A 13,602-nucleotide genomic window follows, 5' to 3' on the forward strand; every position below is an offset into this window, starting at 1 on the left:
CAGACCGAAACTGGGTGGTCATGGCAGACCCCGAGGGCAACGAGTTCTGCGTCCTGCGCACCCTGGCACCGCAGAACTAGGCCGCGAGCGGGCACTCGCACCCCGTCCGTCACGTTGCCGAGAAGACCTCAATGAGGCTGGTTGGCGCCTGTGGCCGTGTATGACGACCTAGTGCCGCGACAGGCAACGTTTGCCCTGGGGTCTGCGACGATGACTCTATAGACAAGGAAGTCATTCCCATTCTTCGCGTCGAGGACGCTGCGGCGGCGGTCACAAGGTCCTGGGCCGCCAGGCCGGCCGCGCCCGACGCAACAGGGTGGGCTTCGACTACGTCCACTCCGCCGTCGACGACCACAGCCGCCTCGCTACAGCGAGATCCACGCCGATGAGAAAGCCGCCACCTGCGCAGACTTCCTCACCCGGGCCGCGGCCTTCTTCGCCACCTGCGGCATCGACCGCATCCAACGCGTCCTGACCGACAACGCCTGGCCCTACCGCAAGAGCTTCGCCTGGCGCCGGGCACTCGCTGACCTCGGCGCGACCGGCAAGCTCACCCGCGCCTACCGGCCGCAGACCAACGGCAAGGTCGAACGCTTCAACCGCACCCTGCTCGACGAATGGGCCTACCTACGGCCCTACACCAGCAACACCGAGCGCACCGCGGCACTGGCAGACTTCCTGCACACCTACAACCACCACCGCTGCCACACCGCACTCGGCGGCCACCCACCGATCAGCCGTGTGAACAACGCTCCAGGTCAATACAGCTAGCCGCTGTTCCGTTGTTCCCCGAGGCCGTACCTGGCGAGATTCGAATCTGCCGGCTCGGAGCTGATCTATGTTTACGACATGGCAAGACGTCACTTTCCCCTCGCTGCAACGCTTCTGGCTTGCCTCGTGCTAACCGCTTGCTCCACGGACAAGGCGCCGCCGGCCCCCGCTGGGGCGCCGTCAGTGAGCGGAACCGGCAAAGCGAGTCCGTCCAAGGACAACACCGACCTGCCGCTGACCAAGCAGCTCAGCCGGGGGGAACTCACACAGGCGATTCCCGACGCTGATGACCTGGTCTCCGGCTACCTTCCCGGCAGTCTGCACAAGCGCATGCAGGGCGAGCCCGACGACTGTGCTCCTCTGGACGCCCCAGCGCCGGCCGGTTGGCAGCAAGCGGGTAGCGGCGACTACGACTACCAGGGATCGACCGAATCGCGAGGCATTGACCTGGACGTCTGCCAGTTCGACAATGCCGCGCACGCGAAGGCGGCGTACGACCAGTGGCCGGACACGGACGAGGCGCACCCCCTAAAGGTCGGTCGGGTCGGAGAGGAGTCGGTCTTCCTCGCGGACAGCGGATCGAGCGGCACGGTGTACGGCTACAGCAGATCCGGCACCATCATCGCCAGAGTCACAGTGGAGGACGCGGGCGCGGATCCCACAGACGCTCATGACGTGCTGGCTGCCACCATCAAACGACTCCAGCAGGTCCAGGCAGGCCAGCGGGCCACGGTGACGGCGCCCGAGATCGCCGCGCTGGAACAGACCCAGCGCTAGGCCATCCGAAGCGCTGCCTACAAGCCCTGAGCGGTCAGCGCAGGAGCATTGATCAAGCCCACCGCGAGTCATTACCGTGTGTGAGTGGATGATGACGAGGGGGATCGCCTCTCCGACGCGATTCGGCTGCTGCTGCTCATCGCGGCGGTGTCCGATCCGTGCTGGTGTCGACCGCCGCTCGGATGCGGTGTTCTGCTCGCCGCGGTGCAAGGTGAGGGCTTGGAGGCGCCGGGCGGAACCGTTCGGCGAACGGTCACAGTAACCGCTGAGCGAACGTATCCCGGGTCCAACTTCGGTCACCATCCGGTCATTTAAGGTCATTCATTGTGATCTTAGGATTTTCGGTCTGACTCTCAGCTTGGAAGCGGGCCCTGTCCCGTCGCGGCCCCACGAGCCGTGCCCTGGCCCGCAGTTGGTGGTGAGACACCGTGACCGAAGTGGCAGAGAAGGTCGGTAGCGTAAGCCAGTCCCGTTACGAACAGATCGTCGCTGAGCTGCGAGATGTGGTCGAGCAGCAGACGCGCGGGCAGTTCACGATTGGTGACCGCGCTCTGGAGATCGAGCCGATGAGGCAGCGGGGCGGTCCGATCGCGGAGCCGGAGTAGACGGTCGAGGCGTCGCTGAAGCGGCTGGCCGACGACATCGGGCTGTCGGTGGCCACGGTGAAGACCACGAGGTGGGTGGCCTCCCGCTGGCCGAAGGAACACCGCAGTCCCAAGACGGCGTCGTACACGGTCCACCGGGCCCTGGCGAACATCGAGGACGAGGCGGAACGGTTCGCGACGATCGGGACGCCGCCGGACGGCAAGGCCCGGTGGACCACGGATGACGCGAGCCGGCGGGTGGGCCAGCAGGTCGAGACCCCGATCACGCCGCAGGAGAAGGTCACCGCGATCCATTCGCTGGCCCGGGACGAAGAGGTCGCCGCGGCGGTCACCACCGACTTCCTCAAGCGTCCGCAGGTCGCGGCCAAAGTGTCGGCGGAGGACAAGGTCCGGGTGGTGGAGGAGTTCACACGGGACGAGTCGGTCGCGGCGACCGCCGCGACGAGCCTGCTGCGCAGGCCGGACGTCGCGTTCAAGGCGATGAGCGACGACACCGCCCGCTTCCAGGTCAACCATGCCCAGGTCGAACGCGGTCGGCAAGCCCGTGAGGACTTCGACCGCACCAGTCCCGTCGCCCCGGCCGTCCGTGCGATCGACCGGTCGGTGGAGTTCCTGGACCTGGTCACCGCCTGCCACGCCTTCGTCGCCGCCGCCGGCCGGACCGTTCCGGGCCTGCGGGACCGCACCCTGAACGACGACGAACGCACGCTCGTGCACGAGAACGTTGCCCGGGTGCGGGCGACGCTGGACTGGATCGAGACGGCCGTCGACACTGGCAAGGTCGACGTCGATGACGAACTGGCCCGTCTGCTCAAGGGCGAATGAGGATGCCCCGCGCCTCACGGCGACGGGGCGATGCAGCCAGACGCCACGCGGACACCCTGCGGTTCGTGCTGTTCGAGGCCAGGCCCGCCGGCCTTGAGTTCCACCAGTTGGTACGCGCCAGCGACCTGTCCGCCAGTCAGGTCCGTTCCGGCCTCGCCGCGCTGAAGGACCAGGCCGCGGAGAAGGGCTGGCCCCCGCTGACCTGGACCCGGCAGGCGGGCTATCAACTCGGAGCCGAACGGGCGGTGCTGGAGGCATACGAACGGGCGGTGGTCAGGGAGAAGCTGACCGAGTTCCGCCGGTTCATCACCGGCACCGTCGCCCCGCACGCGGCCACCCACCCGGGCGACAAGTGGGTCAAGCACATCGTCGCCCAGCTCAACTCCATCGAATCCACCCTCGACCTCATCAACAGCTCCTGACCTGCGGTGGTCCGCCCGGACCGCAGGCGGACCACCGCACAGCCCTGAGGCCCTCGCCATGCGCTCTCGCCGCTACCCCTCGGACACCACGAACGCCGAATGGGCCCTGCTCGAAGGGCTGTTGCCCACCCCGGCCTGCGAGACCAGCAAGGGCGGCCGGCCTGAGAAGCATCCCCGACGCGAGATCGTCGACGCGATCCGCTACGTCGTGGACACCGGCTGCAAATGGCGGGCCCTGCCTGCGGACTTCCCGCCATGGCGCACGGTCTGGGGATTCATGGCCCGATGGGCCGCGGCCGGGATCGTTGGCCAGGTCCGTGACCATCTGGCGGGGCGGATCCGCAGTGACATGGGTAAAGGCCCCCGAGCAGTGGCCACCGTGATCGATTCCCAGAGCGTGAAAGCCGCGGAGACCGTTTCCAAGGCCACCCGCGGCTACGACGCGGGCAAGAAAATCAACGGCCGCAAGCGCCACCTGGTCGTCGACACCCGCGGCCTACCCCTCATGGTCATGGTCACCCCCGCCGACCTGCACGATGCCGCGGCCGCCAAGGAAGTTCTTTTCCGCCTGCGCCTGATGCACCCAGAGATCACGATCGTGTGGGCCGACTCGGCTTATGCCGGGAAGCTCGTGGCCTGGGCGAAACGGCACCTCAAGCTCACTATCAAGCCGGTCAGCCGTCCCAAGGACGCATCCGGCTTCGTCGTATTGCCTCGCCGTTGGGTCGTCGAGAGGTCGCTCGCCTGGATGATGCACGCCAGGCGCCACGCGAGGGACTACGAGCGGCTCATCCAGCACTCCGAGACACTGATCACCTGGGCTGCCATCACCCTCATGACCAGGCGCCTCGCCCGGAAAGGCGCCACCCCCAGCTGGCCAAGGAAACCGACGCCGGCCAGCTGAGCCCAGCTTCCACGTCGCCGACAGGCGGGACAAATCATCCTTCCCCGACGTTGCGACCATGCCGCAAGGCATCGAGTCGCGTGGCGGCCCGGTTGCCTCAACAATCGCCTCGCCCATCTCCACCTGCCAGCGCAGATGGTCCCTGCGTTCCTCCAACGCTGCGACGCTGGAGGCGCATCTCGTTGATCGCCATACGGCTGTTGATGAAGCACGTGGGCCAGTGAAGTAAAGCGACCTCGTCACACATCGGGCCCGTCGCCACGAGGAAGGCGACGGGCCCGACGGCTCACACGGTGCCACGTCTGCGTACGACGCGCCTCACACAAACAGGCAACCCCGAGTACCGGGAGGAAGATTCAGGTCTCATGACCTTGCCCGGGGGCTGTCAGGTTCGGCCTAATCGGCCTTTGTAACGAAGCCACCACTTTCAACTTGGGTAAGCGGCGGGCAGGAGACGTAGGAAGTCCCGCTGGATCTCCAATGCGACGCCCAGCGCACAACGCGAGCACCGCCATCAAAGGGGAAGCACGTCACGCTCGCCTTATAGTGCCCGCCATTGCTCTTACTGCATTTGGCCGACCAGCCATTGTCGTGCTTTCCGCTGGTGCACCCAGTCGGATGGGCCGTAGGGGATACGGTGGCCGCAGTGGCAGTGCCCTGGACTCCGAGGGTGAAGCAGGCCGCCATCCCTACGGCAGCGAGCAGCGCCGAATTCATCTTCTTCATTGTCACTGACCCTTCTCGTTCGATCGGGACTTTTCTACCGCGTCGGTCGTGTGGTGATGCCCGCGCTAACGGCCTTCGAGTCTCCTGGGCAGTACGCGTAGGAAGGTCCCGTCCACTTCCATGGACCTGCCATCTCTTGCAACTTCCCGTTCGGGAACTTGCATGTGCCGGAAGCTCGGTAGGAGCCGCCATTGTCCTTTTCGCAACGGGCGACCGTTCCCCACTTGCCGGCAATCTCATAGTGGCAATCGCTGGGGTGCGCCTTGACGCCGACTTCGGAAGCTGATGCAGACGCCCCGACTCCGAGAGATAAGAGACCGGCCAGCAGCACTCCAAGTGTCGGGACGGTTCTCATCCGCTGGATTCGAGCAGCCTTCAGCACTTTCTTCACCCACTTCCATATTTTGCACGGAGAGCATTTCTCCCCGGCGCGGCCATGACAATTCCATATGCTGCCGGGTCAGGCAAGTGTGACAGGGATCTTCTGAGGGTTACTTGAGCATCTCAGAGCCAATTTCGGCCTCTGTGGACCGGAACCATTTCGGCCGCACGGTGGCGCGAATCGTTCGTTCCCTGGAAACCGGAGAGGTACGTCAATGTCTCGACTTCGTGGACGCCTGGCGCCCGATGTCTACATTTCTGCCCTCGGTAATCGGGCACCATGCTGGCTTCATTCACCAGCCGATCGCTGCGCGGTCGACAGTTCTGTTCCTCAGTCCCTTGAGCGCCTTCGGACAACCGCCGCCGGTGCCCCAGGGCTCCTCAAGACCTCGCCCGTCCCGTCGGCCGCCCCAGATGCTCCACGGCCTTCCTGAGCGCTTCCTGGGTGGCCTCTTCGTCGTACTCGGACACGTTCTCCCCCTCTCTGCCGGAAGCGCGGCATGTCCCGTGGGCGCCGGGCCGGGCAATCAGGCGTCGTCCAGCCCGGCGGGGCCAGCACCGGCACGCCGCTCGGCCGAGCGCCGGCGGATGACGTCCAGCAGCTGGCGGGAGTTAACGGCCGGGATGAAGAACAGCCCGACCATGTCCAGGCCGGTGACCACCACGCTCAAGAGGCCGATCGGCCGCGGTGCCGACGGCGCGGGGAGACGCACGGGCGGGTTCCTCGCGAAGACGGGAAGGTCCGCGATCTTCGTACCGGGCACGGTCTCGCCCAGTGCAGGGTTTGGCCGTCGGCTCACCCGCGTGGGTGGTAAGTCGCATCATCTCCGGCACCGTTCGGCGAAGGCTGGCAGGCGCCGGGGCGTCAGCGGCGATACACCCACTCCAACGGGTGATGGCGGATCGGTTGTGCCCACAGACGGCCAGCTGTGGCGGCTTGTGCTTCACGGGATGTCCACGCAGTAGCGAGCACAGTGTGACTTATGCCACGAGTCCGACAGTGCTTGAAATGTGAACTTTTGCACCTGGGCCCTTCGTTGCAGCTCACGGCCCGTTCTCGAACCCGCGAGCTAATGTCGTAATCACGTTCCGTTTATGGAGAAGATCGCAGAGTCACGATTTCCGAGGGTCGTATGAGTTTCCGGACCCGAAAAACACCAGGGTGGTGCATGAGAGCCCAACCCAACGGGGCCCTCACGCGGGCGACTTGACCCGCGTCCGATCCCGCCGGCCTCAACGGAGAGGCCCGGTGTTCACCGCCTGGAGGACTGCATGGGCAACGGCGACGTCACCACTGACGTATCGCCCCAGGACGGCGGCCACGGCCAGCCCGTCCAGGCCCCGCCCGATCTGCCCCTCGACTTCGAGGGCTTCTACCTGGGGCACCAGGAGTTCTTCCACGACTTCGCGGAGATCCACCTCGGCAGCCGTCGCACCGCCGAACACGTGGTCCACCAGGTGTTCCTGGAAATCCTCGGGGGATGGGACGAGCTGCTGCAGCAGGGCGACCTCGAACAGCAGACGCTCGCCGTGCTGCACCGCGGCGTCACCCGCCGCCTCGAAGAGGACGGACGCCCGCCGGCGTTCCTCATCAACGGCCCGATAGCGCAGAACCTCGAGGCGGTCCGCAGCCAGCTGGAACTCAACAGCAGCGCCGGCGGCCTGTACGAGGCGATCCTCGAGCTGCCCACCCGCCAGTTCACCGTGATCGTCCTGCGCCACCTGCTCGGCTACCCCACCAAGCGGATCGCCCGCTACATGGGCCTGGACACCCGCACCGTCGACTACCACGGCCGCAAGGGCAAGGAACGCCTGCGCATCCGGCTGGACCTGCCCGCGACGCCCGCCAAGAACAAGAAGGGGACCGGACAGTGACCGCCATCGACGAACTTCTGGCCGACGCCCGCATCCCCACCGCGCCGCGTGACAGCTTCGACGTCGGCGCCGCCCTGCGCCGCCTCGCCGCCGACGCAGCCGCCGTCGCGGCCAAGCCGCACCCCGACACCGTCCGCGCCACCCAGGCCGGGCAGCGGCTGTCCGTCGTGTGCCGCTGGATCCTCAACAAGCCCGACGCCGCCGACCACGTCGACCGCCTCGCCCAGGAACCCGAAACTCCCGCGGATGAACGTCACCTGGACGTCGACGGCGCCCTCGTCTTCGCCTGCCTGCTCCACCTGACCGACCACCGCGAGAGCGCCCAGTTCTGGTGGCAGCTCGCCGCCGGGGCCGGCCACCGCGCCGCCGCCTACTGCCTGCACCTGCACCACCTCTCCCTCGGGGAGACACGGGAGGCACGGCACTGGCTGCACGAGGTCACCGACGACGTCCTGGACTCCGAAGCCCCCGACGGCACCTTCCTCGCCACCCTGGAGGCCGTCGCGACGTACGTCCGCAGGACCGGCTCCAGCCTCGCCAGCGCCCCCACCAGCGGCCTGGAGATGGAAGTCGACCGCTTGGCCACCGCGAAGCCCGACTCCTGCATCATCATCCAGCGCCCCGACCAGCGCCTCGCCGACCTGCTGCACGACTTCACCCGCCGCTGAGACGCTCGAAACGCCCGCCCAAGCCTGTCCCGCTGGGGCAGGCAGGGCGCCGATGGCATCCGCTACCTGCGGAAATGGTTCGGCCAGCAGGGACGGAACGTCCCAGCTGAATTCCTTCAGGGCGCCGCCTACAAGCTCGGCAGCGGCGGCGTGACCCTGCTCATCCTGTGGTGGGAGACCCGCCGCTGACCTCACAGCGGGCCCGCACTCACCTGCGGGCCCGCCGCTCGGCACCGAGGGCACACAGAGGCCGGCCGTCACCAGGCGGGACGGCGCGGGGCCGCGCCCACCAGGTTGCGGGCGGCGCGGCCCCCTGGCGTTTCGGATACAGGGGACCGCGCCGTTCCTAAGGAGCCATCGGCAGGCCGGAACGGATACCGACCGCCGCAGGACTGATGGTCCGGGACACTCGGCGAGTCCGGTGCACGGGCGCCATCGGTCGGACTGGCAGAGTCGCCTTGGCGATCAGCTCGTGCAACTCGCGCTTCGCCTGCGCCTCCAGCTCACGTATCTCCGGGATCTCACCCTCTCGCGAGCGCCTCAGCAGCGCGCAGTACTCCTCACGCAGCACCTTTCGGTAGATCTCATTGACCACAGGGTTCATCCGCTCGGTGGTGCGGGCGAATTCCTCGTCGGTCCTCGGAAAGCCGCAAACTCTGATCCACGCCCTGAGCCAGGGCTCCAGACTTAGGCCGAAGACCTTGCACGCCTCCAGGAAGGCCACGTACTGCCGGAGGTCTCGCGGAATGGTCCGCGCTCTGACGATCATGTGCACGGTGCTGTGCGAGACCCAGTTCTTCGTCTCCCGCTGGATCCGGCGGTAGGGCGGCCGCCCGGCATACGCCCACTGGTCACGCATCGCTCCACAGAGGTCCGCCTGGTTGCGGGCCAAGTGCGGTTTCGCCAGAACGGTCGAGCGGCGCTCGCGGAGTTTGTGCTCGTCCTCCGCACGCTCCGCCTGGGCGTGCAGGAGGGCGAGCCGCCTGAGATCTCCGCCCTCCGTCCGGTCAAGGCAGGCCGACGCATAGGCGAACGCCAGCGGGAACGGCGGCACGTACTTGCCGCTGGCCGCCCGCTTCAACTGCGCGGCCGAATACGGCAGCGACACCAGCTCAGCGAGCTCGGCGTACGTCAGATCCGCTGCGCGTCGTAGCGCCCGCAGGTAATGCGCGAACGCGGCCCGCGCCGGCACGGTGTCGTCGACCGGAGCCTCGGGACGTCCCATGCCGCTCAGCTGCCCGCGCCGTTGTTCAGCGCCGTCTGAAGGAGGCGCTGCACCAGACGACGGCTCCGCAGCCTCACTCTTGCCGAGACCAGTACGGCCACAGCGATAGCGCCGCCGGCCGACAGCAGCACCACGATGTCCCTGACGCTCATGTGCGCGACGATCCGCAGGATGACCGCGGCGGCGACGAAGCCCAGCACTACCAGGGCCCGCGCCATGTCGAAGCCGTAGTCGGCCGACGACGAGGCGGGCGCCTCGAGATTCCTGTTCATGGAAAAGTCCCTCTGCACCAAGGGGGCGGCGCCATTTTGGCCACCGCCCCGTTCCGTGTCCTCTTGCTGCTGACTCCTCGTACTCGGGGGGCCGCGCAGGGGGCTTGGCTGGCCCCCGAAATCCGCGGTCACGAGTCCGTGACGGAGACCGGTCACGGGCCGATTGGCGTACGGCCCAGGCGTGACGTCGGTCCTCCGATCTCCTAGCTTTCCAGTAACTCGCGTCGGCAGATGCCGAGTTGAGGATTGGCTCAGGTTCCGTCTCAGTAGGAGCACTGAAGGTCACACGCGCCTGGCCTCGGCGTTCCCCAGGCCATCGCGGGTTGGCTCATCATCTGTCCAACTTCAAAAACCGTTTTTCTGGGTCGCTGCATCTACGCTCACCTCTAGTAAGTGGCGGGTGAATACGCGAACTCGGTTCGTGAACACCTTGCACCACGTCCCCTGTATTGCTGCTGACTCCAACAGTCCGGGGAACAGGAAGAGGGTCGCGTTTGGCACGCGGCCGCGGTTCGGGGGCCTCCGCCTGGCAGTGGGGAGCCCCCGAACCGGAAGGCGCCGGCTGGCCGCCTGCCGCCGACAACTTCGTCCGGCCCGCTGTTTCGGCACCCTGGGCACTCCGGTCATCCCGTGGATGTGCAGCCGAACGTCGGGCTGGCAGTGGCTGCAAGCCTTCAGGCCGGTGGCGAGTGCCGCATCAGGCAACGTTCGCCCTGTTGTGACCCCTGGCGTCGAGTGAGCGACGCACGGTCCGGTCGATGCGGGCCCTGCACCACGCAGCCACCGTCGGTGGACCGCCGTCACAGGACGCTTAATCGGTAGCGCCATCCGGCGTGCCGTGGAGAATGCGTGCATGCGCATCCGAGCCGTGCGCCTGGACGAACTGCCCGCCCTCCAGGACATCGAGAGGGCCGCCGGGCAGTGCTTCCGAGACATCGGCATGCCGGAGATCGCCGAGGATGAGCCACTCCCGCTCGGTGAGCTCGCCCGCTACCACCACACGAGGCTGGCCTGGGTCATGGCCAACGACCACGACGCCCCGGTCGCCTACCTGATCGCCGACCGCGTCGACGGTAACCTCCACGTCGAGCAGGTCTCGGTGCACCCGGACAGCGCGCGTCGCGGTGTCGGCCGGTTGCTGCTGGACCATCTGGCGACCCACGCCAGGAGCGAAGGGGCGCCCGCTCTGACCCTCACCACGTTCACCCAGGTCCCCTGGAACGCCCCCTACTACGCACGCTGTGGTTTTCAGCTCATGGACGACAACAGGCTCACTCCCGGTCTGCGGAAGATCCGCGAGCGCGAAGCGGCACACGGCCTGGACCGATGGCCGCGGGCCTGCATGCGCCGGGCACTGTGACACCACGGTGCCGTCGGTGCGGGAGCATGCCCTGAAAGAACGCTGTCTCCGGACGTGAGCGAAGCCGGGTTTCGTCTCCGGCCTGCGCGGCCATCAGGCTGTGCGGGTGGCAGAACGAGTACGCATCCGCGAGATCGACAACGATGAGGGCAGACGGCTGCTGAAGATCATCCGCCGTGGCACCGGCTCGGTGGTGACCTGGCGGCGGGCTCAGATGGTGCTGCTGTCCGCGCAGGGCATGCCCGTGACGAAGATCGCCGAGGTCACCTTCACCAGCGCGGACCGGATCCGCGACGTGATCCACAACTTCAACACCGACGGCTTCACCTCCCTCTATCCCAAATACCGGGGTGGCCGGCCGAAGACCTTCACGCTGCCCGAGCGCCGCGAGATCAAGAAGATCGCCAAGTGGCCGACCGGCTGAGCATGGCCTGCCGTTTTCGACCTGGAGCCTGACCAAACTGGCGGACTTCCTCGTCGCCGAGGGGGTGGTCGACGACATCAGCCACGAGGGCCTGCGCATCCTGCTCGGCGAGGAAGGCGTCACCTTTCAACGATTAAAGACCTGGAAAGCCTCCCATGACCCCAACTACGCGGCCAAGAAGGCGCGGGTCGAGCATCTCTACGCGATCGCCGACGGCGAGGTCATACCCGAGGACGGCGAACCCGAAATCATCTTCTGTCTGGACGAGTTCGGCCCGCTCAACCTCCAGCCCCACCCCGGACGGCAATGGGCCGAACGCGGCGGCAAGCACAAGGACCCCGACCGCGAACCCCGCCCCCGGCGGCGGGCAACCTACACCCGCCCGCACGGGGTCCGGCACCTGTTCGCCGCCTACGACCTGGCCCGGGACAAGCTTTACGGCCACATCAAACTGAAGAAGAACCGCACGAGGTTCCTGGAGTTCTGCCGCTACCTGCGCAGCCTCTACCCGCCCGAGACCCGTATCGCGATCGTGCTCGACAACTTCTCCCCGCATCTGACCACCAAGAAGGACAGCCGGGTCGGCGACTGGGCCGCGGCGAACAACGTCGAACTCGCCTACACCCCGACCAACAGCTCCTGGCTGAACCGCATCGAGGCCCAGTTCACCGCCCTGCGCTACTTCACCCTCGACGACACCGACCACGCCAGCCACAAGGAACAGGGCAGCATGATCCGCCGCTACATCATCTGGCGAAACCGTCACGCTGACGATCGGCGGCTACGAGCCGTGGTCGACAGGGCGAACGTTGCCTGATGCGGCACGAGCAGCCGACGGGCCTCGTCGCGGCCGACTCGGCGGGCGCCGGCGATGTGGCAGTCGCCGGCGTGGATGCGGACGGGAAGACGGCTGCTGCGTTGCCGAGTGCGACACCTGCGTACCGCCGGGAGGCATGCGTGTACGCCGGGCTGTGCCCAACGCCGTCTGACCGTGCGGGCCTACGGCGTCCGGCTTCGCGGCGTGCCGTCCAGTGCCGACGTCTCCGGCGGTGGCGGGTGCGGCAGGTACGAGGTGGGTGGCATGGCCGCCGGGGGCGAGAGGCGCTGCGGCGGGCGCGACCGGGCCAACCTCAGCACGATGGCGGCAAACAGCAGGACACTTGCCATGTCCGCGATGGCGAGTTGCCAGGGCGCGTCGGCCGCGGTGTCGTCGGACGACAAACCGTCGACGACTGCAGCGGAGACGCCGAAGGCCAGCAGGTTGTTCAGGACGTGCAGAGCAATGGCCGCTTCCAGGCCGCCCGTGCGGATGGTCAGCCCCCCTGCCACCAGGCCGAAGAACAGTAGATCAATGAAGCCCCACTGGGTGCCCCACCCGTGGACTGCGGCGAACAACGCCGCCTGCGGGAGTACCGCGAACCACGGGGAACGCAGGAAGGCTCCGACCGCCTGGGTCAGCCAGCCCCGGAACACGTACTCCTCGGCTGCGGCCTGCACCGGAATGAAAACAGCCAGTACGGCCAAGGAGGTGAGGAACGCCCGCCAGCCGACCCAAGAGGCGGACTCGCCGGAGGCAGCTCCGTCGTCCGGCAGGAGGGCGGTGGTCACCGCCAGCAGGAGCATGGGGACGACGGCAGTCAGCAGGCACCAGGCCAGCCAGCGGACCCGAAGCCGTCCGGTGACCGACGAGAGGGTGCCGGCCGGGCGTCTCTCCGTCCACCGCACTGCCAGCAGGATGAGGGGCAGGGCGATCGCGATGTACGTCAGGTCGAGTGCCGTGTTGCGCAGCGGGCCTAAGTCCACGCCGCCGTCCGGTAGTTCCGGGTAGCCAACCGCGGTCCCGAGACCGTAGGAGACGGCCAAGAGCAGGAGAGAGAGCACGAGCCAGCTCGGAAGGAACAGCAGGGCGCCGAGCAGCGGCCGCCACCAGCGATGACGACCGGTGCAGCGGCCCATGCGGTGGTACGGGAAGCCGGTGAGATCCGGGGATGCGGTTGCCATGATCGGCAGCATTCCAACCGCAGGCCGGGAAATGCGTCCGCCCGCAGAAGGAGCGTTCCTCAGCCCTGGGGTGGATGGCCCAGGTCCCTTCCGGACATCGCACATCCGTACCGGTCTCGACCGCCCCAGGGAGGCTCAGGACTGACCGGTGTGACGTTTTCGCGTGCCTGCACGCTGTTACCGGCAGAGCGGATCCGAGGCGGTTCCGAGGGAGTTGAGCGGAACTTGAGGTTTCGGGGTGGCGGTAGTAGCCAGTCCGGTTTGTTTTGTTCGCCGCCCAGATTGCCGTAGATCACCCCCATATGTCCGCCCGGTTTGCGGAAAATTTCCCGTGCATCTCTTCGGAGGCAGGGAAAGTTTCAGGGC

The 13,602-nt window shown here is 67.2% G+C and carries 10 protein-coding genes and 4 pseudogenes; 10 read left to right on the forward strand and 4 right to left on the reverse strand.

Annotated elements, in window-relative coordinates; translation table 11 throughout:
- The 6 genes and pseudogenes from AC07F0_RS39915 to AC07F0_RS39940 all read left to right on the forward strand — a co-directional run.
- A partial coding sequence (locus AC07F0_RS39915) for a VOC family protein (RefSeq protein ID WP_478985162.1) occupies positions 1-80 on the forward strand: 80 nt, incomplete at its 5' end.
- A 182-nt stretch (positions 81-262) separates the two neighbouring features.
- A pseudogene (locus AC07F0_RS39920) lies at positions 263-771 on the forward strand (integrase core domain-containing protein); the annotation flags it as partial.
- Between the two features lie 183 nt (positions 772-954).
- Complete coding sequence (locus AC07F0_RS39925) at positions 955-1,548, forward strand: hypothetical protein (RefSeq protein WP_478985240.1); 594 nt, start codon at positions 955-957, stop codon at positions 1,546-1,548.
- A gap of 428 nt (positions 1,549-1,976) precedes the next feature.
- Positions 1,977-2,978 (forward strand): annotated as a pseudogene (locus AC07F0_RS39930) (DUF6192 family protein).
- Between the two features lie 2 nt (positions 2,979-2,980).
- On the forward strand, positions 2,981-3,400 hold the full coding sequence (locus AC07F0_RS39935) for a RacP protein (RefSeq protein WP_478985242.1): 420 nt from the start codon (positions 2,981-2,983) through the stop codon (positions 3,398-3,400).
- A 58-nt stretch (positions 3,401-3,458) separates the two neighbouring features.
- Positions 3,459-4,417: pseudogene (locus AC07F0_RS39940) on the forward strand (IS5 family transposase); the annotation flags it as partial.
- A gap of 1,521 nt (positions 4,418-5,938) precedes the next feature.
- Here the strand turns inward: AC07F0_RS39940 and AC07F0_RS39945 are convergent.
- The gene (locus tag AC07F0_RS39945) at positions 5,939-6,124 is read right to left on the reverse strand and encodes a hypothetical protein (RefSeq protein WP_478985244.1); all 186 of its coding nucleotides are present in this window, start codon (positions 6,122-6,124) and stop codon (positions 5,939-5,941) included.
- Between the two features lie 559 nt (positions 6,125-6,683).
- On the opposite strand from AC07F0_RS39945, the gene AC07F0_RS39950 reads away from it, so the two are divergent.
- The gene (locus tag AC07F0_RS39950; protein WP_478985245.1) at positions 6,684-7,286 is read left to right on the forward strand and encodes a sigma-70 family RNA polymerase sigma factor; all 603 of its coding nucleotides are present in this window, start codon (positions 6,684-6,686) and stop codon (positions 7,284-7,286) included.
- Positions 7,283-7,954: a hypothetical protein gene (locus tag AC07F0_RS39955; protein ID WP_478985247.1), complete on the forward strand. Its 672-nt coding sequence runs from the start codon at positions 7,283-7,285 to the stop codon at positions 7,952-7,954. The genes AC07F0_RS39950 and AC07F0_RS39955 overlap by 4 nt, the downstream gene beginning before the upstream one ends.
- Positions 7,955-8,300: 346 nt before the next feature.
- Here the strand turns inward: AC07F0_RS39955 and AC07F0_RS39960 are convergent, their stop codons facing one another.
- Together AC07F0_RS39960 and AC07F0_RS39965 are read right to left on the reverse strand one after the other, a co-directional pair.
- Complete coding sequence (locus tag AC07F0_RS39960) at positions 8,301-9,179, reverse strand: helix-turn-helix domain-containing protein (protein WP_478985248.1); 879 nt, start codon at positions 9,177-9,179, stop codon at positions 8,301-8,303.
- Between the two features lie 5 nt (positions 9,180-9,184).
- Positions 9,185-9,451, reverse strand: coding sequence for a hypothetical protein (locus AC07F0_RS39965; protein ID WP_478985250.1), 267 nt, complete (start codon positions 9,449-9,451; stop codon positions 9,185-9,187).
- A gap of 853 nt (positions 9,452-10,304) precedes the next feature.
- Between AC07F0_RS39965 and AC07F0_RS39970 the strand changes: the two genes are divergently transcribed.
- Together AC07F0_RS39970 and AC07F0_RS39975 are read left to right on the forward strand one after the other, a co-directional pair.
- A complete protein-coding gene (locus tag AC07F0_RS39970) occupies positions 10,305-10,811 on the forward strand; it encodes a GNAT family N-acetyltransferase (RefSeq protein WP_478985251.1) in 507 nt (168 codons plus the stop codon).
- A gap of 106 nt (positions 10,812-10,917) precedes the next feature.
- Positions 10,918-12,052: pseudogene (locus AC07F0_RS39975) on the forward strand (IS630 family transposase).
- Positions 12,053-12,234: 182 nt separating this feature from the next.
- Here AC07F0_RS39975 and AC07F0_RS39980 read toward each other — a convergent pair.
- Positions 12,235-13,236, reverse strand: a complete 1,002-nt coding sequence (locus tag AC07F0_RS39980) for a lysostaphin resistance A-like protein (RefSeq protein WP_478985253.1) — start codon at positions 13,234-13,236, stop codon at positions 12,235-12,237.
- Between the last annotated feature and the right edge of the window lie 366 nt (positions 13,237-13,602).

The sequence above is a fragment of the Streptomyces sp. NPDC045955 genome, assembly GCF_056430805.1.